Raw genomic sequence first — 21,446 nt, forward strand, 5'->3', positions numbered from 1 at the left:
GGCCCGTTCCGGCTGACCCCGGACGGTCCGGCGGCGCTCTTCGACCGGAGTCCGTATGAGTCCTACACCCGAACCTGCCCTGACGCCGGCTGCCGGCGGCCGCCCCCCGCTGGAGCTGTGGTTGGGGATCGAATGTACCTTCAACCGCGTCGGCGACACCTACCTCAACCAGCTCGAACGGGGCGGGCATCTGGAACGTCCCGGCGACCTCGACCTGCTGGCCGGCCTGGGGGCGCGCCGCATCCGTTACCCGGCACTGTGGGAGCAGGTCGCGCCCGGCAGCCCGGACACCCCCGACTGGCGCTGGACTGACCGGCAGCTCGCCCGCCTCCGGCCGCTGAGGCTGGAGCCGGTCGTCACGCTGCTGCACCACGGCAGCGGCCCGCGCTACACCAGCCTGCTGGACCCCGAATTTCCCGAGAAGCTGGCCGCGTACGCCGGGCAGGTGGCGCGGCGCTCCCCCTGGGTCACGAGTTACACCCCGGTCGACGAGCCGCTGACGACCGCGCGCTTCAGCGGCCTGTACGGCGTGTGGTACCCGCACCACGCCACCGACGAGAGCTTCGTGCGCATGGTCCTCCACCAGTGCCGGGGCACCGTGCTGGCGATGCGCGCTGTCCGCGAGGTGCAGCCCGGCGCGTCGCTCGTCCGGACCGACGACCTGGGCCGGGCCCACGCCACGGCGGCCATGCAGCCCGAGGCCGACTTCCAGAACGAGCGGCGCTGGCTCGCCTGCGACCTGCTGTGCGGGCGGGTCGGGCCGGGCCGGCCCACCCGCTCTGGGCCTACCTGCTCGCCTCCGGGGCGGGGGAGGAGGAACTGCGGTGGTTCGTCGATCATCCCTGCGTGCCCGACATCATCGGCGTGGACTACTACGTCACGAGCGAGCGCTTTCTGGACGAGCGGGCGGCGGTCTCATGCAGGGGCCTGACTCGCGCGTGGCCAGGCGGGGGCCGTGAAGCTCACCCAGGCCCCGCCTCCGGGGCGGTTGCCCAGCCCCGCCGAGCCGCCGTGCGCCCGCGCGATGCTCTGCACGATGGCGAGCCCCAGCCCCGCGCCGCTGGGGTCGCGCTGGGCGCGGTAGAAGCGTTCGAAGCCCCGGCTCAGGCCCTCGGGGGTAAATCCCGGCCCCTCGTCCTGCACCTCGAAGGTCACGGTGTCGAGCCCCTGTACCGCCTGGACGAGAATGGTCGAGCCCTGAGGCGCGTGGCGGGCGGCGTTCCGCAGCAGGTTCCACAGCGCCTGCTCCAGCCGCAGCGGGTCGGCCTGCACCCACAGCTGCGTCAGGCCCTGGACCTCGGCCCGCAGGCGATGTTCGGGCATGATGGGCTGCACACGCGCCGCGAGCTGGTGCAGCCAGCCGCGCACCTCCAGCGGCTCCGGGCGCAGTGTCTCGCCTGAATCCAGGCGCGTCAGGGTCAGCAGGTCCTCGACGAGCCGCCCCGCCCGGTCGGCTTCGCGCCGCGCCGCGAGCAGCAGTTCCCACTGCACCTGCCGGTCCTCGGGGGCGCGGGCCAGCACCTCCAGGTAGCCGCCCAGCGCCGTCAGGGGGGTGCGCAGTTCGTGCGAGGCGTCGGCCGCGAAGGCGCGGGTGCGCGCTTCCTCGGCCCGCAGGTCCCCGAAGGACTGGTCGAGCCGGTCGAGCATCCCGTTGAGGCTCTGGGCCAGCGCGCGCACGTCGTCCCGGCTGTCCGGCACGGCGAGGCGCTGGTGCAGCCGGCTGGCCGACAGTTCCCTGGCCTGCGCGGTAATGCGCCGCAGCGGCCGCAGCCCCAGCCGGATCAGGCCGACGCCCACCCCGCAGGCCACCGTCACGAGCACCGCCGCGATGAGCAGGTTCAGGCGGCACAGGCGCAGCACGAAGGCCGAGATGCTGTCGAGGCTGGCCGCGAGGCCCACCACCCCGCCGGGCACGGCGCGCAGCACCACCAGCGCGTGGGCGGTGCGGTACTCGGCCGGCAGGCCCTGGCGCGCGCGGTCCAGCGCGCCGGGGGGCGGGCTGGACCGGATCAGCCCGTCCGTGAACTGCGTCTCCTGGCCCGGCGCGCTCCACAGGCCCCAGGTGTCGCGGCTCTGCGCGGCCGTGCGCAGGCGCTCGTCCAGGCCGTCGCCCGGCGTCCCCAGGCGCGCCAGTTCCTGGGTCAGGGTCTGCCGCAGCTGGTTCTCGGCGTAGTCGCGGGCCTGCAGCAGCACCAGGCCGTACATGCTCACCGTCAGGATCAGGATGGTGGTCAGCAGCGCCAGAAAGAGGCGCAGCTCCAGCGGCAGCCGGAGCACCGCGCGCCGCAGCCGGCCCCCGGCGGCCCGCACGCCGCTCACCGCCGCTCCTGGAGCAGGTAGCCCGCGCCGCGCAGCGTATGCAGCAGTGGCGGATCGCCCAGCGCGCGCCGGGCGTAGCCCATATACAGCTCGACCACGTTGTCGCTGCCGAGAAAATCCCGCCCCCACACGGCGTCCAGGATGATCTGCTTGGGCAGTACCCGCTCGCTGTGGCGGGTCAGGAACAGCAGCAGGTCGAAGGTGGTCGGGCGCAGGTCCAGCCGCCGCCCGGCGCGGAAGGCCTCGCGGGTGGCGCCGTTGAGTTCCAGGTCGGCGTAGCGCGCGAGTTCCACGATGTCCGGGCGGCTGCGGCGCAGCACGTTGCGCACCCGCGCCACGAGCTCCCCGAAGGCGAAGGGCTTGACGAGGTAGTCGTCGGCTCCGCCTTCGAGCCCCCGGATACGGTCCTCGACGCTGTCGCGCGCCGTGAGCATCAGGACCGGCACCGGGGTCCGGCTGCGCAGGTCGCGCAGGAAGGCGTAGCCGTCGGGGCCGGGCAGCATCACGTCCAGGATGATGAGGTCCGCGCCCGCCGCCGCGAAGCGGCTCAGGCCCTCGCCCGCCGTACCCGCAGTGTCCACCTCGAAGCCCTCGTAGCGCAGCCCGACCTGCAGGTAGTCGCGGATGCCCGGATCGTCCTCCACGATCAGGAGCCGGGGCGTGGGGCGGGCGGCGGTCATGCCCAGGACATAGCACGTCAGGCTGTGCGGACCCTGTGCGCGCGGAAGCGGGCCGCACAGCCGGCGCACAGCCGGACTGGATACGGTGACTCCAGGCAAGGCGGCCTCGCGGCCGCTCCCCGCCCTTTTTCCCCTCACCCTTCCCCGGAGGACCCCATGAAGCGACCCATCCTGCTCGGCCTGCTGACCCTGGCGCTGCCGGCCGCCGCCGCCGCGCCCGTGACCTACACCGTCGTCACCGCCGCCACCTCCCTGAACCTGATGACCGCCGAGAGCCAGACCAGTGTCGAGAACTTCACCGGCCGGACCAGCAAGGTCAGCGGCAGCCTGAGCTACGACGCTGCTGCCAGGACCGGCACCGGTACCGTCAGTGTGGACGGCGCGAGCATCTCGACCGGCAACGGCCTGCGCGACACCCACATGAAGAGCGCGGACTGGCTGAACTTCGACAAGACGCCGGCCGTGACCTTCAAGACCACCTCGGTCAAGCTCGTGAGCGGTGACAAGTACGCCGTGAACGGCACCCTGACCATGAACGGCGTGACCAGGAGCGTCACGAGCACCGCCACCGTCAAGCTGACCCCGGCGAGCGCCGCCACCGCGTCGGCGGGCCTGAAGGGCAACGTCCTAGCCGTGAGCACCAGTTTTCCGGTCAAGCTGAGCGACTACGGCGTGAAGAACAGCCGCATCGGCGGGCAGGTCAGCGACACGCTCACGATCAGCCTCAAGTTCGTCGCCAGCAGCGGCGGCTGAGCGCCGGATGCTCGCCCGCTTCGTCCGGCCGCTGGGGGGGCTCGCCGCGCTGTGCGTGCTGGCCCTGGCGATCACGCTGGTTGCCGGCTGGTGGTATGGCCGCGACGCCCAGCTCGTCCAGCTGGTGACGCCCGCGAGCGCCGCCGAGAGCACGCTGTTCGGCAGCAGCGGTCCGGGGACGCCCATCGGCTCGCCGCAGCAGATGATCATCCGGGACGCGGGCGCGTTCCTGGAAGGGCGCAGCGACCAGGGAGCCAGGTACGTGAGCGACACCTACCTCAAGGAGCGTGGCCTCTATCCCCTCCAACTCAAGACCGTGCGCTTCATCGAGTGGGCGGTGGCGGCAGGTTTCGCGGCGGCGGCGCTGGTGTTCGGGGGCCTATGGCTTCTGGCCCGGCGCCAGCGGGCCCGGGGGCCTGGGCGCGCGGTCGCCTTGAGCAGTCCTTAAGGAAATCCAGCGGCTTTCTCTCAGTTGGCCCAACGGAACTTCATCTGCTCCTGAGGCGGCGGCCGGGAGAGGCTGCCATGGTGGAGACCGCATGTCCGGTCCTGTCTTTCCCCCCGCCCCCGGTCGCCGAGGTCGGCCGGCCGACACCTCGCCTGCCGGTCCGGTGCCTGACGCGCTGGAGATCGCCCGCGTGCTGGCCGTTCTCGAACGGGAAGAGGAGGCGCTGCTGCGCTGTCTCGCCGAACTCCAGCGCCGGACGGTCGAGGCGCTGGCGCAGCTCGGGTATCAGGAGATCGACGCCCACCTGGCCGCGCAGCCGCCAGCTTCACCGGAGGTGGGCGTCGCCGCGACCCTCTCGGTCATCATGAAGCTGCCGGGTTCCGATCTGCGGCGCAGCGACTTCAGTCTGAGCCTGCCGCTGGTCCTGACCCGCAGCGGCGAACTGCGCGTCAGCGGCGCCGAGATCGGCGGGGTCGTGGTCCGGGAGACCTTCGTGTATCCGCTGAAGACCGACCCGGCCGGGGCGGCCCGCGCCCTGACGCACGGCCTGTCCCGGCTGTATCTCGCCCACCTGCTCAAGACCCGTCTGTCGGGGGATACGATGCCCGACCCGGAAGCCTGGGCCAGCCCTTTCCGCTGAGCGTCCTCTTGCCGCTTCATTCCCCGGCGCTCGCCGCCTGCCCCGAGCCGGATTCGGGCAGCGGCTGCGGACTCAGGAGTTCGTTGGCCCGCACGAAAGCCTCCATGAAGCGGGCCTCGATCTCGGTCTGGGTGCGGTAGGCGCGCACGGCCTCCAGCTTGCGCGCCCGTTGCTCGGGGGTGAGGTCCACGCGGGTCCAGGGCAGGCGGTCGGCCAGGGGAGGCTCGGTCAGGGGCAGCGTCTCGTGGATGCCCTTGGGCACCGGCCATTCCAGTCCGCCGTGGATCACCCAGAAGCGCAGGCGGTCGGCCTGCCGCCGCTCGGCCATGAGTTGCAGCGCGATGTACGACAGCGTGTGGTGGTCGGTGTGGAAGTCCTGCGGCGCGGGTGCGAGCACGATGTCGGGTTTCACGCGGTCGAGCACCCGCCGCAGGTCGGCCTCCAGCGCCTCGCCGGTGAAGGGCGCGCCGGGTGTCAGGGCGCCGCGCACGTACACGGCGTCGGCGCGGGTTCGGGGGGCGGTGTAGGGAGACGAGAAATTCGTGGTGAACAGCCGGAACAGCCCTCCGTCGGGGTAGCCCAGCATGAAGGTCCGGTCGCCGGGAATGCCCAGTGCGGCGGCGGCCCGCTGCGTCTCGGCGGCGCGGGTGTTGCCCAGTGCGCGCATGTTTTCGGGGCCGGGGCGCAGGGTGCGTTCGGTCAGGGCCGCGTCGAATTCGAAGCCGTCGCCGGCGGTCATCCAGGCGACGTACACCTGCGCGCCCGCTGCCTGCGCCTGCTGGAGCATCCCGCCGCAGCACAGCGTCTCGTCGTCGGGATGCGGCGAGAGCATCAGGACGCGCTGTCCGGCCCGGAAGGGCGCGGCGGCCGGCAACGCCGCGACGCGCTCACTGCTGCGGCCGAAAAGATGCCCTACCACCGGCAGGTTGATCCAGGCGGCCAGGGCCAGCACGCCCAGCAGGGCGAGGCCGATCCAGAGGAGTGGACGCCGGGACGGGGTCTTGAGGCGGCTCATTCCCCCCAGTGTAGGCGGAGGGCAACGGGTGTCCGCTCCTGCCGACGAGGGCAAAGTGGCCGCCGCGGGGCGGCGCCGTATCCCCGCGAGCGTTCGCAGCTGTCCTTGCCCCTGTCCACCTCGGCGGGCAGGGGAGGGCCGGATGGGGACCGCACGTCCTCAGGGTTTCTCCTGCTCCGAACAGCTGCGGGTGGTCCGGGCGTCCCGGTGCTCACGGGCCGCGCAGGTTTCGCCCGGGCCCATTCCTGTCTGGAGCTGACCCGACGGTCAATGTTCGGCCGAGCCTTCAGTCACGTTGCCTTTCTCCTCATCGAGATGGGGACGTGCGCCCCGACGGCAGACTTTATACTCGGGATCACATTTCATCTGGAGGACATCTTTATGCCAGTATCACTTCAAAAAGGCGGCAACGTATCCCTTTCCAAGGAAGCTCCCGGCCTCACGGCCATCGTGATCGGACTGGGCTGGGACCCGCGCGCGACCGACGGGCAGGCCTTCGACCTCGACGGCAGCGTCTTCATGCTCGGGGCCAGCGGCCGCGTGCGCAGCGACAGCGACTTCATCTTCTACAACAACAAGACCAGCAGTGACGGCAGCGTCAGCCACCAGGGCGACAACACGACCGGCCAGGGCGCGGGCGACGACGAGACGGTGGACGTGGACTTCTCGCGTGTGCCGGCCGATGTGGACAAGATCGCCGTCTGCGTGACCATCCACGAGGCCGACACCCGCCGCCAGAGCTTCGGGCAGGTTTCCAAGGCCTATATCCGCGTGATGAACAAGGCGGGCGGCACCGAGATCGCGCGCTACGACCTCTCGGAAGACGCCAGCACCGACACCGCCATGATCTTCGGCGAGGTCTACCGCAACGGCAGCGACTGGAAGTTCCGTGCGGTCGGTCAGGGCTTCGCGGGCGGCCTCGCGCCGCTGGCCCGCAACTTCGGCGTCAACGTCTGAATCGGGTTCCTGGGCGGTGGCCGGAAGGTTGAGATCGGCGCCCCCCGGTACGTTTCCCGGACCATCCGATTCTGGTTCCTGTGGCAGGGGGGGCACTCCGCTCCTCCTGCCTTTTCTTGCCGCCCCGCTCCGTTCCATGAGGACCCAATGCAGACATTCCAGACCGGCCAGAAAAGCCCGCTCGCGGCCCTGACTCCGGCCACCCGCCTGAGCCTCAGCGCCCGCGTCACCGGCCCGGCGGCCGAATACGACCTCATTCTGTTCGGCCTGGACGAGGCGGGCCGTCTGAGCGACGACCGTTACATGGTTTTCTATAACCAGCCGCGGAGTCCCGAGGGGGCCCTCTCGGTGCAGGGGAGTGGCAGCGAACGGGTCTTCGGTCTCGATCTCGCGGCCCTGCCTGCGGGCGTGCGCCGTCTGAGCCTCGCCGTGACCACCGATCAGGGTGATCTGAGTCAGATGCAGGCAGCCGACGTGACCCTGAGTGCGGACGGTGTCCCGTTGCTGACCTACCGCGTGACCGGCCGCGAGCTGAGCGGGGAAAAGGCGCTGATGTTGCTGGACGTGTATTTCAAGGACGTCTGGCGCGTCGGCGCGGTCGGGCAGGGCTTCGCCGGGGGACTGGACGCCCTCGTGCGGCATTTCGGCGGCGAGGTGGCGGACGCCCCGCCTGCGCCTGGACCGGCCGTGCCGACACCTGTCAGTCTCGCCAAGGAGCGCCAGCGCGTGCTGCTGGAAAAGGCCGAGCGCACGCAGCCCCAGCTCGTCAGTCTCATCAAGACGGCGAGTGTCAGTCTGGAAAAACGGGGTCTGGGCGAGGCGCGCTACCGGGTCAACCTCGTGCTGGACATCAGCGCGAGCATGTACGACGAATACCGCAGCGGGGCGGTGCAGGCCCTCGCCGAGCGCGCCCTGGCCCTGGCGACCCGCCTGGACGACGACGGTGAGGTCGAGGTGTACCTGTTCGGCATCAAGGCCCACCGGGGCGGTCCGCTGTCGCTCGACAACGTCGCGGGCTTCGTGGACCGGCTGGGGGTCCGCCTGGAGGGCGGCACGCACTACAGTCCGGTCATGACCCTGGTGCGTGAGGATGCCCGCGCCGCGCGCGCGGCCCTGCCCACGTTGGTGCTGTTCATCACCGACGGGGGCACCAGCAACCGTGACGCCGTGGTCCGTCAGATGACCGAAGCCTCACGTGAGCCGGTGTTCTGGAAATTCATGGGCATCGACCAGGGCGGTGTGGACTTCGATTTCCTGACCAAGCTCGACGACCTGCGCGGCCGGACCGTGGACAACGCCGATTTCTTCTGTCTGCCCTCGCCCATCCGCGTGCCCGACCCCCAGCTGTTCGAACTGCTGGTGAACGAACTCGACACCTGGCAGACTGCCGCGCGCCGCCAGGGCATCCTGCGCTGAAGGAGTATTCATGCCTATCTCGTTGCAAAAAGGCCAGCAGATTTCCCTCGCCAAGGAGGCCGGGCCGCGCCTGGGCGTCGTCCGCATGGGCCTGGGGTGGGACGTCATCAAGAAAAAGGGTTTCTTCGGCTTCGGCGCCGGCGAGCAGGCGGTGGACCTCGATGCCAATGCCCTGCTGTTCGACGCTTCGGGGCAACTCCGGGAGGCCGTGTGGTTCCGGCAGCTTCAGAGTGCCGACGGCACGGTGAGCCACAGCGGCGACAACCGCACCGGCCAGGGCAGCGGCGACGACGAGACGATCACGGTCGATCTTTCCCGGCTTCCGTCGACCATCCAGACGGTCGTGTTCAGCGTGAACAACTACACCGGTCAGGACTTCGGACAGGTCCAGAACGCCTACTGTCGCCTGATCGATACGCAGGGAAACAAGGAGATTGCCCGCTACGACCTCTCGGCCCAGGGCAGCCACTCGGCCCTGATCCTGGCGAGCCTGCGCCGCAGCGGCAGCGACTGGACCATGACGGCCATCGGCGCGCCGTCGCGGGGCCGGACCTTCCAGGACAATCTGCCGGACATGCAGACCTACGTGTCCTGAGTACCGATCGAGGAAAGGATCGCCGGAACATTCCGGCGGTTTTTTTATACGCTCTTTTCTAATGGAGGCGGCGACCGTAGGCGCGGGCGGCCTGCTTGGCGATCGTCTGTGCATCGTCGCTGTGTTCTGCGATCAGGGCGCGTAGCCGGGCGAGCTGGTCGGCGTTCAGGCGAACTCTTATGTCGCCGCCGATGGCTTCCGGGCTCTGGCCAGTGAGGGCTTCGACGATTCCCAGAACGAAAGCTTCTTCGGTCGCGTCCCGGGTGCGGATGGTGCGCTCGGGATGGGTTTGCCGGAAGAGGATGTCCCGTGTCACTGTCTGGAAGCGCTGCGCCAGTGAGCCCCTGAGTCCCGGTGCAGTCAGTTCCTCGGCCCTGACCTGCGAGGCTGCCTGCCGGTAAAGTTCGGGAGTCGTGCCCTCGGTGTAGGCCCAGCCGTCGAGTCGGGCGGCGAGAAGTTTATCCAGGTCTAGGTGGGAGATCAGACGTTCCAATTCACCTGGTGTGAGGTCTTCAGCATCGACCAGGGCGGTCAGGACCTTGTCGGGTTCGGTGTCCAGGCGGGCCAACCACAGAGCGGATTCGCGCCAGTGGTCCAGGAGGTCGAGGTCCTGCGAGACGGGCAGGCCGGCGTCCAGATCGTAGAAGGTCAGGTCATGGGTACGGAGGTGGGTGGTGAGCAGCCGGCCAGCGTTCTGCCGTTCGCCACCCAGACCCCCCCGATAGAGCTGTAACAGCTTCCGGCCCCGGGCGATAGCGTCGTTCATCGGTCGAGTTCAGTGTAGCTGGCGTCTGCTGCCCGGTTGCCCAATGAATCTGGTCTATCTGACCTAAATTTACTTAGGTCAATCACCTTAGATAATAATCTTTATATGAAAAGAGTTCAGTTATCTTGTGAGATTGAAATTCTCGTCTGGGCTATCACTTTCGCTCGTCTGGGTTATTACTTTCAAATGGATGTAGGCACAGGCAAAGGCCTAAGCAGAAAGCTAGAGATTTAATAACAAACCAGGTTTATCCCCGAACGCTAAGTTAATGTGACCGAAATCAGCCCTTCGGTGTTTTTATATTCAAACCCTGAATGAAAGACTTAGAAAAATCTCTTCATATAAATTATTATAAACATAGACCCAGTGAGAATCTGCTACTCTCACTCCACCTGAGTCAGGGGAAGTCCGGTGAAGCTGTGCATATGCACATCCAGTCCGGCGCTGTCGCGCAACGGTAATCGGAGGCCACCTCCGTCAGCCCGAATGCCTCTCAGGGACGCCTGCGTCAACCCGCAGGCACCTCTCGCCATCAGAGGGCCATTCCTGAGCACAGCGCCGTTCATCTCCGATGCAAAGGTCAACCTGCTCCGGCCCCGGCTGGAACGGACCTTCCTGTGCTCCCGTTTCCGGCCGCTTCCTTCCAAGCACGCCGGAGTTCTTCATGGCTTCAGCCCATATCCGTACCGTCCCGGATCGTAGAGATCCGAGGAATATTCGATGATCGTCTGCATAGGCGCAGGCCCAGGCCATCTGGATTTTCTGACCCGCAAGGGAGCCGATCTGATCACAGAGGCCGACGTGGTGGCCGGTTTTGACGCCGTCGTCGACGTCGTCCGTCCCCTGATCCCGACAACAGCCCAGGTCGTTACGATGAGCTACCGCGATCAAGTCGCCCAACTTGCCGAAGTCGCCAGACTGCACCATGCCGGAAAACGCTGCGCAGTCGTCTTCATGGGCGACATTCACTTCAGTGGTTTTCAATTCCTGGAGCGGGTCGAGACCGCCTGTAAACACCCGGTCGAGACCGTTCCCGGCATCTCCAGCGCGCAGATGCTCGCCAGCAAGAGCCGGGTCTGCTTCGACGAGACCACCTTCCTGACCTTCCATCGCCGCGGCGACCTGAACCCGTTCAAAACACATCTACGAGACGTCCTGGCCGCAGGCCGGAACGCGATCGTCATTCCACGTCCCTGGGACTTCATGCCGAAGGACGTCGCGGCCTATCTGCTCGGCTGCGGCCTTCCGCCCGAGCACCGCGCCGAGGTATGGGAAAACCTGTCACGAACCGAAGCCGAATGGACCGGCGACCTCACGCAGCTGGCCGAACAAGACTTCTCCGACATGAGCATCCTCCTGGTACGGGCTCTGACACCGATGCCCACCGGCCTGGAGGGCGAAGCGTGAGCGGCGCGGCCGACAGCGGATACGCCATCCTCCTCGCCGCCCACGGCAGCCGGGACCCGGCGAGCGCCACGCAGTTCGAGCAACTCGTGGCCGAAGTGAAGCGACTGGAACCGGGACGCACCGTCACACACGGTTTTCTGGAGTTCAATACCCCCACGCTGGACGAGGCCGCCCGCGCCGCGGTGGAAAGCGGCGCACGGGAAGTCGTGATGGTCCCCGGGGTGCTCCTCGCCGCCACCCATGCCAAAAACGACCTGCCCGCCGAGCTACGGACGCTGCGAGAGGAGCACCCCGGCGTCACCTTCCACTCGGGCGCGGCACTGGACCTGCACCCCCTGCTGCTGGAAGTCTGCCGCGAGCGCCTGATCGCCGCCGAGGCCGCCGCCACGGGCGAGGTCCGGCGCGACCGCACCCTGCTGCTCGTCGCCGGGCGGGGCACCACGGACCCCGACGCCAACGGCGACGTGCACAAGCTCGCCCGCTTTCTGGAGGAAGGACTGGGCTACGGCGCGAGCCTGGTGGGCTACACCGGAACAACCAAGCCCGACCTGCCCACCGCACTGGGCCGCGCCGCCACCCTGGGATTCGAGCGGGTGGTGGTACTGCCCTACCTGCTGTTCGGCGGAGTGCTGCTGAACCGCGTGAATGCCGCCGTGGCCGCCGCCGCCGAGCGCTGGCCCCACACCCAGTTCCTGACCGCCGGGCCGCTGGGACCGGACCCAAAGGTGGCCCAGGTCTTCCTGGAACGGGCCCACGAGGGCATGCGCGGCGAGGGCCACATGAACTGCTCGCTGTGCAAGTACCGCGTGGCCGTGGTGGGCTATGAGGGACAGGTCGGCGCGCCGCAGGTCGGCCACCACGGCGGCGTACGCGGACTGCTGGCGCGGGCCGGGGCTCCGGCCACTCCCCGGATCATGCCCCCCTACGTGCCGCACCCTATCGAGGCGGCGTCCTTCGAGATCATCGAGGGGCTGCGCGACTGGGACACGGTCAATCCGGCCGACCGCTATGCCATGCAGCGGCTGGTGCATACGGCGGGCGACCCCGGCATCGTGGACGACCTGTACTTCTCACCGGGCGCGACCGAGGCGGGCGTCATGGCGATTCTGCGCGGCCTGACGGTCGTGACCGACGTGACGATGGTCCAGAGCGGCCTGAAGCGCCAGAACCTCAAAGACCTCGGCGTGAACGTCTGGTGCGGCGTCCACGATCCCGAAACGCACCTGCTGAGCCGGGAAACGGGTCTGACCCGCTCGGCCTCCGGCATCCGGCGGGCCTACGAAAAGTTCGGGAACGACTGCATCGTGGCGATTGGCGACGCGCCCACCGCCATCTTCGAGGCCGTCCGCCTGATCCGCGAGCGCCACTGGCGGCCTGGGCTGGTCATCGGCCTGCCGGTGGGATTCGTCGGCACACGGGAGAGCAAAGCGGCGCTGCGCGGCTGCCTGAGCGTCCCCCGCATCACCAACGCAGGCACACGCGGCGGCAGTCCGTGGGCGAGCAGCGTGGTGAACACCCTGATGATCGAGGCCCAGAACCGGCTGGCGGCGGTCGGTGCGGCGCAGGCCGAAGCCATGCAAACTGAGACCGCACAGAGCGGCGCGTGAGTCTCGCCTTCCAGATGACACCGGCCCGCTACGACCTTTCCCTGCCCGCCGACAACGGCCTGCGCCGGGGCTTTACGACCGGCAGCGCGGCGACGGCGGCATTCAAGGCCGCGCTGCTGCTGCTGGAACGCGGCCAGACGACGACCGAGGTGGACATCACCCTGCCGGGGGGCGAATTCGTGCTGGGCGTGCCGGTGCAGGGGGCCCGCCTGACCGATGCCGGGGCCTACGCCGAGGTCGTCAAGGACGGCGGCGACGATCCCGACGCCACCCACGGCGCGACGATCTGGGTGTCGGTCGTGCGGCAGGCCAGCCCGGAGATGACCTTCCACGCGGGCGAGGGCGTGGGCACCGTCACCGCCCCCGGCATCCGCGTGCCGGTGGGCGAGGCCGCGATCAACCCCGGCCCGCGCGACATGATGCGGCAGGCGGCGCGGGAAGTGACGGGCCACACGGCCTATGCGGTGACCGTGGGCTGCGTGGACGGCGAGGCCATCGCCCGGCGGACCTTCAATCCGCGCCTGGGCATCGTGGGCGGCATCAGCATTCTGGGCACGACCGGCATCGTCGAACCGATGAGCCTGGAGGCGTATATGGCCTCGGTCGAGGTCTACGTGCGTGTGGCGGTGCATGGCCGCCCGGGCGCCGTTGTCCTAACCCCCGGCAAGCTGGGCCGCGACTATGCCCGCGAGACCCTGGGCGTGTCGGGCCCCGACATCGTGCAGATGAGCAATTTCGTGGGCGCCGCGCTGGACGCCCTGCAATCGGCACTCGTGGAAACGGGCCATCCGCTGCCCCTGCTGCTCGTCGCCGGACACCCCGGCAAGCTGGCGAAGGTCCTGAACGGCGACTGGAACACCCACAGCCAGTACAGCGGCATGGCGATGAACGCGGTGGCGCGGGTGGCGGCGGAGGTCGGCCTGGAGCCGGGTCCGGTGGCCGCCCTCGCCCAGGCGAACACGGTGGACGCCTGCGTAGAGCTGCTTGCCGCACACCCCAGAGGAACGGAGGTGTGGGCCGAGATCGCCCGCCGCATCGCCGGCACGCTCCAGGCCCGCGCCCCGGCGACCCGCCGCGTCCGGGTGGCCCTCTTCGCGCTGGACGGCACCGGACTGGGCACGGCAGAGGTCGGGGCATGAGCGGCGGCTTTACCGGCCTCGGCGTCGGCCCCGGCCCGGAAGGGCTGCTGCCGGTGGCGGCGCTGCGGGCACTCCAGGCGGCGGACGTGATCTACGCGCCGCGCTCGCGGGTTTCCGACTCGTCGGTGGCCCTGGACGCCCTGCGCGGCCTGGACTTCCCGCAGGACCGGGTGCAGGAGGTCGAATTCCTGATGGACGGCGACGATGCGCGGATCGGCGGGCACTACGCCGCCCTGGCCCGGGAAATCGCCGCGCGGGGCCGGGCGGGCGAACAGGTCGTCTACCTCACCATCGGGGACGCGATGACCTATTCCACGCTGGGCTATCTGGTGGCCGCGCTGCGCACCGAGGCCCCCGACCTGCCCACCCGCGTACTGCCCGGCGTCACGAGCTACGCCACGGCGGCGGCCCTCACCGGATTCTCGCTGGGCGAGGGCAAGGAGCGCGTGCTCATCCTCCCCTGCCCGGACGATCTGGAAGCGCTGCGGGCCGACCTGCTGAGCCACGACGTCACCGTCCTGATGAAGGTCGGGCGGCGACTGCCGGGCGTACTGGCACTGCTCGACGACCTGGGCATCGCCCAACACTGCGCCCTCGCACACCGCCTGGGCCTGGGCGGCGAGGTGGTTCTGCCCAGCCTGAGCGCGGGCGTGCCGGACGCCGCGAAGCTGGGCTACCTGAGCGTGCTGCTGATCCGCCGCGGACCGCCACAGCGGTTCGGAACGAAAGACGCTGAAGCCGACGCCAGTCACGGGGCGCCCTGATCCGCACCCCTGTGCAACCGCACCCAAAGGAGCTGTCATGAACGTCTATTTCATCGGGGCCGGGCCTGGAGCGCCGGACCTCATCACCGTGCGGGGAGCGCGGCTGCTCGGGCAGTGCCGCCTCATCCTGTACGCCGGATCGCTGGTCCCGGAGGCCGTGCTGGAACACGCCGCCCCGGACGCCGAACGCTTCAACACTGCCGAGCTGAACCTGGACGAGCAGGTGGCCCTGTACCGCCGCGCCCAGCGGGAAGGCCTGGACGTGGCCCGCGTGCACAGCGGCGACCCGGCCATCTACGGCGCGACCGCCGAGCAGATGCGGGCGCTGCGTGAGCTGGACATCCCCTACGAGATCGTACCCGGCGTGAGCAGCTTCACCGCCAGCGCCGCCGCCCTGGGCGCGGAGCTGACCCGCCCGAACGTCACGCAGACGATCATCCTCACCCGGGTGTCAGGCCGCGCCAGCCCCGTCCCCGAGCGCGAAAACCTCGCCAGTCTCGCGGCGCACGGGGCCAGCCTGTGCGTCTTCCTGGGCGGCAACCAGCTCGCCGAGATCGTGGCCGAGCTGCGGACCGGCTACCCGGACGAGACCCCGGTGGCCCTGGTGCAGCGCGCCAGCCAACCCGAGGAGCGCCGACACGTCGCCACGCTGGGCACCCTGCTTGGTGGGGAGGGGCTGGACGGCATCCGTCCCAGCGAATGGGCACTGACCACCATGCTGATCGTGAGCCCGGCGCTGGCGGACGTCGGAGAGGCGCAGGGCAGCCGCCTGTATGCGCCCGAGTACGCGCACCGTTTCCGGCGGGCCGTGAAGGAAGAAGGATGAAGAATTACCCTGACACGAAGCCCCAGCCCTCCTGTCCGCGTGGGACGGGGCGCGCGTGACCACCGACCTTCCTGTGGCCCTCGCCATCTGGCCCGTGCGCCGCGAGACGGAGGTCCTGGCGGCGCACCTCGCCGCACACCTGAACGCCGTGGTGCACCGCCCCTGGCAGCAGGCCGGGCGGCAGTTCGACGCCTTCGGGGCCGCCTTCGCCGGAGCGCGGGCCTGGATCATGATCGGCGCGGTGGGTATCGCCAGCCGCTTTCTGGCCGGACTCCCCCACGACAAGCACACCGATCCGGCGGTGGTCGTGCTGGACGACGCGGCGCGCTTCGCCGTGGCCCTGCTCGGCGGGCACGAGGGCGGCGCGAACGCCCTGGCCTACGCGGTGGCGCGCGCCACCGGAGCCGTACCCGTCGTGACCACCGCCACCGAGGCCGTCAAACCGCTGACGCTGGGCATCGGCTGCCGGCGGGGCGTGGACGAAGACCAGATCGCGGCGGCCGTGACGCATGCGCTGGCAGGCCGCGCGCTGGCGGACGTCCGTGAGGTCGCCACGGTGGACCTCAAGGCCGACGAGACCGGGCTGCTGGCCTTCTGCGAGGCGCACGCGCTGCCGCTGCGGGTCTTTGCCCGCGCCGATCTGGCGGGCCGCGCCTACGTGACGCAGGCCAGCGACTGGGTGCAGCGCAGCGTCGGGCTGCCCGGCGTGTGCGAACCCTGCGCCCTGCTCGCCAGCCCGCGCGGCGAACTGATCGTCCCCAAGACGGCCCTGAACGGCGTGACGGTCGCGGTGGTCGAGGACCGGGGCTGGGCGGCCGGAGGTCGGGCATGACCGCGCCCTCCAAAACAGGCCACCTCAGCCTCGTCTCCGTCGGCCCCGGCGACCTCTCGCTGGTGCCCGAGCGGGCGCGCGACGCCCTGCTGCGGGCCGACGTGATCGTGGCCTACGACCTCTACCTGCGCTGGGTCGCGCCGCTGATCACCACGCAGGACGTCCTGACGCCGCCGCTGACGCAGGAGAAGGAGCGCGCCCGCCTCGCCATCGAACGCGCCCGGAGCGGGCAACGGGTGGCGCTCGTGAGCAGCGGCGACATCGGCGTGTACGCGATGGCCGGCCTGGTCTTCGAGGACCTGCCCGAGTCGCCCGACTTCGGGGTGGAGGTCATCCCCGGCATCACGAGCGCCACCGCCTGCGCGAGCCTGCTGGGGTCGCCGCTGACGCACGACTTCGCCACCCTCTCGCTCTCGGACCTGCTGTGCCCCTGGGAATGGATCGAGCACCGCGCGCGCCACATCGCCGGGGCCGACCTCGCCTGCGTGCTGTACAACGTGCAGAGCCGGGCGCGGCAGGAGGGCGTGTACCGCGTCCTCCGCCTGATGCTGGAGCACAAGCGCCCGGAGACGGTCTGCGGGGTGGTCCGCAACGCCTACCGCGAGGACCAGGAGGTGCGCGTGACCACACTGGGCGAGCTGCTGGAACAGAAGTTCGACATGCTCACCACCGTGGTCATCGGCAACCGCTTCACCGAGCGCAAAGGCCGCTGGATGTATACCCCGCGCGGCTACAACGACTGGCAAGCCGACGCCGCGCCCGAAGTTGCGCCGACCCATGCCCTCCCCGAACACGCGATCTGGGTCTACGGCGGCACCCGAGACGGCAACGCCCTGGCCCTGGCCCTGGCCGAAGCCGGGCAACAGGTGGTCCTGAGCGTGGCGACCGACCTCGGCGCGCAGGTGGCCCCGGCGCACCCCAACCTGTGCCTGTACGGCGGCCCCGCCGGAGCCGAGGCGAGGCGGCGCGCGCTGCGCGGGGCGCGGGCGGTCGTGGACGCCACGCACCCCTATGCCGGGGTCATCACGCCGCAGCTCCGCGAGATCACGGCCGAGCTGGACGTGCCCTACCTGCGCTACGAGCGACCCTCGACCCTCCCCGACCCCCTGCCGGACGGCGTGGTGCTGGCCGACTCCTTCGTCCATGCGGCGGAGCTGGCCGCGCCGCATGGACGGGTCTTCCTGGCGACGGGCAGCAAGGACCTCGCCGCCTTCCGGGAGGCCGCGCCCGACGCCGAAGTGTTCGTGCGCGTGACCCCGCAGCCCGAGGTCATGGCCCGCGTCCTCGAACTCGGCGTGCCGCCGCAGAACGTCAGCGCGATGGTCGGCCCCTTTTCCCACGAGTTCAACGTGGCGCAGTGGCGCGCGTGGAGCGTCGGCGCGGTCGTCACCAAGGACAGCGGCGCGCAGGGCGGTCTGCCCGCCAAGCTGAGCGCCGCCCGTGAACTGGGCGTGCCCCTGATCGTGGTGCGCCGCCCCGACGCCGTCCCCGGCGCGTTTTCTTCTCCCGAAGCATTGATCGGGTCCCTCAAGGAGTTGCCGTGAGCACCAGAACCCCCGTCACCATCGTCAGCGGCTTTCTCGGCAGCGGCAAGACCACGCTGCTGAACAACCTGCTGGCGCAGACCCACGACCGCACGCTGGCCGTCATCGTGAACGAGTTCGGCGAGGTGAGCATCGACGCGCCGCTGCTCGACACGCGTGAGGAGGGCGTGGAGCTGCACGACGTGCACGGCGGCCTGCTGGCCTACGGCGGCGAGGGCGACGCCTTCACCGCGACCCTGCGGGCGCTGCGCGGACGCCGCCACGCCTTCGACCACGTGCTGATCGAGACGAGCGGGCTGGCCGTGCCCACCGCCGTGATGGTCACACTCCAGACGCCGGAATTTGCCGACGCCTTCCTGCTCGACGCGACGCTGGTGGTCGTGGACACGCCGCTGCTGCTGGAGGGCGCGTTCAGTACAGGGGGAGACGCGGCCCAGGCCAGCGCCGCGTCCGTGTTCGACGCGCAGCTCGAATACGCCGACGTGGCCGTACTGAACAAGATCGACGGGCTCGACGACGCCGCACTGCTCCAGGCCGAGGCCGACGTGCGCTACCGTGCCCCGCGCGTGCGCTTTCTGGAGCTGGCCTACGGCGCGCGGCTCGACACGCAGCTCACGCTGGGCCTGAACCTGCACGGCACCCGCCGCGCGGTGACGCACGCCGCGCCCGTCAGCGGCACGCCCAGCGATCTCGCGGCCCCGCTGCACGACCACACCACGCTCGACGGCCACAGTCACGGCGACCTCGACGCCCACGTGCACAGCCTGAGCACCCACCAGCACTTCCACGAACATGACCCCGGCTGGCAATCCTTCCGGCTGACCAGCCCGGAACCGCAGGACCTCCCGGCACTCCTGAAAACCGTGCAGAACGTGGCGCGCGTGTTCCCGGTGCTGCGCGTCAAGGGCTTCGTGGGGGACGCGCAGGGCGAGCGGCACGCGGTGCAGGCGGTGCGCTCGCGCATCGAGGCGCTGCCCGCCCCGGCCCGGGCAGACGCGCCCAACGAGCTGATCTTCATCGGCTACCACGTCAGCCGCAAGAAGGTCATCGAGGCGCTCCAGAAGGCGCTGCCGCAGGTCTGGAGCTGAGAGAGGGCTCGGAAGTTCAGGGGCGGGGTGCTGGCCCCGGCCCCTGCAACAGCCGGACCATCTCCAGATATCCGGCGCTGCGGGCGTGGTCCAGCGGCGTTCTCCCCTGCCGGTCGGCCACCTGCGGATCGGCCCCGTGCGCCAGCAGTTCACGCACGATTTCGGTGTGGACCGGGCCGCCGTCTCCGAGGATCACGGCCTCCAGCAGCGCCGTCCAGCCCAGATGGTTGACGTGATTCACGTCGATACCGGTGGTCCGGAGCAGTTCTCGGACGTAAGGCAGGTGGCCGCGGTCAGCCGCCGGAATCAGCGCCGTTCCCCCGAAGCGGTTGGTGCGGGTCAGGTCGGGACTGCCCCGGAGCACCTCGCGCAGCAGGGCGACATTGCCCGTCTCGCCACTCACCAGCAGCGCGTTGTTGCGTGCGTCGTCCTGGGGGTCGGGGTCCGCACCGGCCGACACCAGCGCGCGCACCACCTCCACATGGTCGCCCAGGGCCGCGGAGGTCAGCGCCGTACGGCCCCGCGCGTCGGCCGCGTCGGGATTCGCGCCCGCCGCCAGCAGGGCCGCGACCCGCGCCGCGTCACCGTCCTGGGCCGCCCTGAGCAGTTGGGCCGAGAGCGCCGCTTCCGAATGCTGTTCCATCTGAATTCTCCTTTCCGGACCGTGCGCCGCAGTGACGACGGTGGCCGCCGTTCCCCCGAGCAGCGCCGCCAGCATCAGCCGCCTGGACACCGGCGCCCCTGCCCTGCCGCCGCCCCCGCCTTCAGAATCCCGGGAGGGTCTTGAGGGCGTCCAGCGCGCACTGCTCGTCGATCATGCCACTGGGTGCCCCGCCCACGCCGATGGCCCCGACCACCGTCGTCCCGGCACGCACCGGGACGCCACCGGCGAGCAGCAGATACCCGGGGATGTCGGCCAGGCCGGGGTTGCTCGCCAGGCCCTTGGCCATCTCACTGGTCAGGTTGCGCCCGCTGGCACTCGTGAAGGCCTTGCCCAGACTCGCGCCCACCGTGTGCGGCCCGGCCTGTTCCGAGCGGGCCAGCGCCAGCGCCACGCCGGAGCGGTCCACCACGGCCGCGCTGACGTTGTAGCCGGCGGCGGCGCAGTTGGCGACCGCCCGCGTGGCGAGCTTGACCGCCGCGTCCAGGCTCAGGGTGGCGACCTGTACGGTAGGCGTGGTGGCCAGCTGTACGGGGGCAGGCGGCGCAGGAGGGGTCTGCGCCGGGGTCTGTTGGGCGGCGGCCACGGAGGCGAAGGTCAGTGCAGTCAGGAGGACCGTTTTCATGGCGTCATGTTCCCAGGCGGGCGCGCGCGAAACCATTCGGGCGTTTTCGGAGGCGGCCTCCGTAGTTTTACGGAGAACCCGGCCCCGCAGAGTCCACGGCGCTCAGGTAGGTCCGCATCAGCTCGGCCAGCGAGCGCACCCCGAGCTTCTCGCAGAGGCTGGCGCGGTGCGTCTCGACCGTGCGCGCGCTGATCCCGAGGACTTGGGCGCTCTGCTTGCTGGTCTGGCCGTCCATCAGTCCGGCGAGCACCTCGCGCTCCCGGTCGGTCAGGCGGGCGAGGCGGGCGCGCGCCTGTTCGCCCGCCCCGCGCTGCTCGCGGCGGCTCAGGTGCAGGTGGATGGCCCGCTGGACAGCCTCCAGCAGCGTGGTCTCGTCCACCGGTTTTTCCAGGAAATCGACGGCTCCCTGCCGGAACGCGCGGCGGCACAGGTCCACATTGCCGTGCCCGGTCAGGATCACGACGGGCAGGTCCACGCCGGCGACGCGCAGCTGTTCCTGGAGCTGCAGGCCACTGACATGCGGCATGCGGATGTCGAGCAGCAGACAGCCCACCGCGCCGGGGTCCAGCTGCTCCTGAAAGGCCCGGCCGTCGGCGAAGGCCCGCACCGGCAGGCCCACCGTGCCGAGCAGGAACCCCAGGGCGTCACGCACCCCGGCGTCATCGTCCACGAGATAGACGGTCGGTTCAGCGGGCCGGGACATCACCGCTCCATTGTGGCAGCGTGAGGACGAACCGGGCGCCGCGTCCGGGTGCGTTCGCCCCGGTCAGCTCTCCCCCGAGGCCCTGGGCCAGGGTCTGTGAGAGCGACAGCCCCAGCCCCAGGCCGCCGGGCTTGCTCGTCTGGAAGGGCTGGAACAGCCGCGCCAGCGTCTCTCCGGACAGCCCGGCGCCGCTGTCCTGCACGGTCAGCCGCCACCAGTCCCCCGCCGCTTCGATACGCAGGTCAAGGCGGCACTCGCCCGCCTCGTCCATGGCTTCCAGGGCGTTGCGCACCAGATTGAGGATGATCTGTTCGACCTGCACGGGATCGCCCAGGGCGGGCGCGGCGACGGGAAACTGCGTCTCCACGGTGACCGCCAGCCGGCTCAGGTCCGCCTGACACAGCGTCAGGATATTGTGGACCGCCTGCACCACATCCACCTGTACGCGCTGGGCGGGCGCGCGGCGCACCAGGGTCCGCAGCCGGGCAATGATCTGAGCCGAGCGTTGGGCCTGCGTCACCATGCCCTGCACGGCCTGACGCGCCCGGGGCAGGTCCGGGGGGTCCTGACCCAGGAGCCGCGTCCCCGCCTGTCCGTAGCTGACGATGGCGGTGAGGGGCTGGGTGAGTTCATGGGCCAGTCCGGCGCTCATTTCGCCCAG

23 protein-coding genes (1 of these 23 running past the window's edge) are annotated in these 21,446 nt (G+C 70.1%); 15 read left to right on the forward strand and 8 right to left on the reverse strand.

The genetic code is table 11. The features are described 5' to 3' along the window. Positions 1–55: 55 nt before the first annotated feature. Positions 56–931: a dTDP-4-dehydrorhamnose reductase and Glycosyl hydrolase family 1 gene (locus DGO_RS03995; RefSeq protein ID WP_014684201.1), complete on the forward strand. Its 876-nt coding sequence runs from the start codon at positions 56–58 to the stop codon at positions 929–931. On the opposite strand, the gene DGO_RS04000 is transcribed toward DGO_RS03995, so the two are convergent. Both DGO_RS04000 and DGO_RS04005 read right to left on the reverse strand, forming a co-directional pair. After that, positions 916–2,319 carry a sensor histidine kinase gene (locus tag DGO_RS04000; protein ID WP_226991441.1) on the reverse strand — a complete coding sequence of 468 codons (1,404 nt, stop codon included), beginning with the start codon at positions 2,317–2,319 and terminating at the stop codon, positions 916–918. The two genes, DGO_RS03995 and DGO_RS04000, sit on opposite strands and share 16 nt — an antisense overlap. Then, positions 2,316–2,999, reverse strand: coding sequence for a response regulator transcription factor (locus DGO_RS04005; RefSeq protein WP_014684203.1), 684 nt, complete (start codon positions 2,997–2,999; stop codon positions 2,316–2,318). The genes DGO_RS04000 and DGO_RS04005 overlap by 4 nt, the downstream gene beginning before the upstream one ends. Before the next feature lie 156 nt (positions 3,000–3,155). Here DGO_RS04005 and DGO_RS04010 point away from each other — a divergent pair, with 156 nt between their 5' ends. The 3 genes from DGO_RS04010 (at position 3,156) to DGO_RS04020 (ending at position 4,840) form a co-directional block, all read left to right on the forward strand. Further along, positions 3,156–3,752: a YceI family protein gene (locus DGO_RS04010; protein WP_014684204.1), complete on the forward strand. Its 597-nt coding sequence runs from the start codon at positions 3,156–3,158 to the stop codon at positions 3,750–3,752. Between the two features lie 7 nt (positions 3,753–3,759). Further along, positions 3,760–4,200: a hypothetical protein gene (locus DGO_RS04015; protein WP_014684205.1), complete on the forward strand. Its 441-nt coding sequence runs from the start codon at positions 3,760–3,762 to the stop codon at positions 4,198–4,200. 91 nt (positions 4,201–4,291) lie between these two features. After that, a complete protein-coding gene (locus DGO_RS04020) occupies positions 4,292–4,840 on the forward strand; it encodes a hypothetical protein (protein WP_014684206.1) in 549 nt (182 codons plus the stop codon). 16 nt (positions 4,841–4,856) lie between these two features. Here DGO_RS04020 and DGO_RS04025 read toward each other — a convergent pair whose 3' ends face one another. Then, the gene (locus tag DGO_RS04025) at positions 4,857–5,855 is read right to left on the reverse strand and encodes a PIG-L deacetylase family protein (protein ID WP_014684207.1); all 999 of its coding nucleotides are present in this window, start codon (positions 5,853–5,855) and stop codon (positions 4,857–4,859) included. A gap of 381 nt (positions 5,856–6,236) precedes the next feature. Here DGO_RS04025 and DGO_RS04030 point away from each other — a divergent pair, with 381 nt between their 5' ends. The 3 genes from DGO_RS04030 to DGO_RS04040 all read left to right on the forward strand — a co-directional run bounded on the left by DGO_RS04030 (position 6,237) and on the right by DGO_RS04040 (position 8,823). After that, positions 6,237–6,812: a TerD family protein gene (locus tag DGO_RS04030; protein WP_014684208.1), complete on the forward strand. Its 576-nt coding sequence runs from the start codon at positions 6,237–6,239 to the stop codon at positions 6,810–6,812. A 147-nt stretch (positions 6,813–6,959) separates the two neighbouring features. Beyond that, on the forward strand, positions 6,960–8,228 hold the full coding sequence (locus DGO_RS04035) for a VWA domain-containing protein (RefSeq protein WP_014684209.1): 1,269 nt from the start codon (positions 6,960–6,962) through the stop codon (positions 8,226–8,228). Between the two features lie 10 nt (positions 8,229–8,238). Then, the gene (locus DGO_RS04040) at positions 8,239–8,823 is read left to right on the forward strand and encodes a TerD family protein (protein ID WP_014684210.1); all 585 of its coding nucleotides are present in this window, start codon (positions 8,239–8,241) and stop codon (positions 8,821–8,823) included. Positions 8,824–8,881: 58 nt separating this feature from the next. Here the strand turns inward: DGO_RS04040 and DGO_RS04045 are convergent, their stop codons facing one another. Continuing rightward, a complete protein-coding gene (locus DGO_RS04045) occupies positions 8,882–9,589 on the reverse strand; it encodes a hypothetical protein (protein WP_014684211.1) in 708 nt (235 codons plus the stop codon). A gap of 720 nt (positions 9,590–10,309) precedes the next feature. On the opposite strand from DGO_RS04045, the gene DGO_RS04050 reads away from it, so the two are divergent. The 8 genes from DGO_RS04050 to DGO_RS04085 are packed head-to-tail and all read left to right on the forward strand — an operon-like array spanning position 10,310 to position 18,796. Further along, the gene (locus tag DGO_RS04050) at positions 10,310–10,996 is read left to right on the forward strand and encodes a cobalt-precorrin-7 (C(5))-methyltransferase (protein WP_014684212.1); all 687 of its coding nucleotides are present in this window, start codon (positions 10,310–10,312) and stop codon (positions 10,994–10,996) included. Then, on the forward strand, positions 10,993–12,603 hold the full coding sequence (locus DGO_RS04055) for a precorrin-8X methylmutase (protein WP_043801006.1): 1,611 nt from the start codon (positions 10,993–10,995) through the stop codon (positions 12,601–12,603). Before DGO_RS04050 ends, DGO_RS04055 begins: the two co-directional genes overlap by 4 nt. Continuing rightward, the gene (gene cbiD, locus DGO_RS04060) at positions 12,600–13,742 is read left to right on the forward strand and encodes a cobalt-precorrin-5B (C(1))-methyltransferase CbiD (RefSeq protein WP_226991442.1); all 1,143 of its coding nucleotides are present in this window, start codon (positions 12,600–12,602) and stop codon (positions 13,740–13,742) included. Before DGO_RS04055 ends, cbiD begins: the two co-directional genes overlap by 4 nt. Continuing rightward, positions 13,739–14,506, forward strand: a complete 768-nt coding sequence (gene cobI, locus DGO_RS04065) for a precorrin-2 C(20)-methyltransferase (RefSeq protein ID WP_014684215.1) — start codon at positions 13,739–13,741, stop codon at positions 14,504–14,506. Before cbiD ends, cobI begins: the two co-directional genes overlap by 4 nt. A 37-nt stretch (positions 14,507–14,543) precedes the next feature. After that, the gene (gene cobM / locus DGO_RS04070) at positions 14,544–15,332 is read left to right on the forward strand and encodes a precorrin-4 C(11)-methyltransferase (protein WP_014684216.1); all 789 of its coding nucleotides are present in this window, start codon (positions 14,544–14,546) and stop codon (positions 15,330–15,332) included. Positions 15,333–15,387: 55 nt separating this feature from the next. Then, positions 15,388–16,164 (forward strand): cobalamin biosynthesis protein, encoded by a 777-nt coding sequence (locus DGO_RS04075; RefSeq protein ID WP_226991443.1) that lies wholly within the window; start codon positions 15,388–15,390, stop codon positions 16,162–16,164. Further along, on the forward strand, positions 16,161–17,708 hold the full coding sequence (gene cobJ / locus DGO_RS04080) for a precorrin-3B C(17)-methyltransferase (protein WP_043801007.1): 1,548 nt from the start codon (positions 16,161–16,163) through the stop codon (positions 17,706–17,708). The genes DGO_RS04075 and cobJ overlap by 4 nt, the downstream gene beginning before the upstream one ends. After that, the gene (locus DGO_RS04085) at positions 17,705–18,796 is read left to right on the forward strand and encodes a CobW family GTP-binding protein (protein WP_043801008.1); all 1,092 of its coding nucleotides are present in this window, start codon (positions 17,705–17,707) and stop codon (positions 18,794–18,796) included. The genes cobJ and DGO_RS04085 overlap by 4 nt, the downstream gene beginning before the upstream one ends. A gap of 16 nt (positions 18,797–18,812) precedes the next feature. Here the strand turns inward: DGO_RS04085 and DGO_RS04090 are convergent, their stop codons facing one another. From DGO_RS04090 to DGO_RS20975, 4 genes are all read right to left on the reverse strand, one after another. After that, positions 18,813–19,514 (reverse strand): ankyrin repeat domain-containing protein, encoded by a 702-nt coding sequence (locus DGO_RS04090; protein ID WP_145975374.1) that lies wholly within the window; start codon positions 19,512–19,514, stop codon positions 18,813–18,815. Positions 19,515–19,560: 46 nt separating this feature from the next. After that, positions 19,561–20,082 carry a GlcG/HbpS family heme-binding protein gene (locus DGO_RS04095; protein WP_043803149.1) on the reverse strand — a complete coding sequence of 174 codons (522 nt, stop codon included), beginning with the start codon at positions 20,080–20,082 and terminating at the stop codon, positions 19,561–19,563. A 67-nt stretch (positions 20,083–20,149) separates the two neighbouring features. Continuing rightward, positions 20,150–20,785, reverse strand: a complete 636-nt coding sequence (locus tag DGO_RS04100; RefSeq protein WP_014684222.1) for a response regulator transcription factor — start codon at positions 20,783–20,785, stop codon at positions 20,150–20,152. Continuing rightward, positions 20,769–21,446, reverse strand: the final stretch of a protein-coding gene (locus DGO_RS20975) for a PAS domain-containing sensor histidine kinase (RefSeq protein ID WP_014684223.1). It continues 1,179 nt past the right edge of the window; only the last 678 of its 1,857 coding nucleotides appear in the window; the start codon falls outside the window, past its right edge; the stop codon is at positions 20,769–20,771. The genes DGO_RS04100 and DGO_RS20975 overlap by 17 nt, the downstream gene beginning before the upstream one ends.

This window comes from Deinococcus gobiensis I-0, assembly GCF_000252445.1.
Taxonomy (GTDB): Bacteria; Deinococcota; Deinococci; order Deinococcales; family Deinococcaceae; genus Deinococcus; species Deinococcus gobiensis.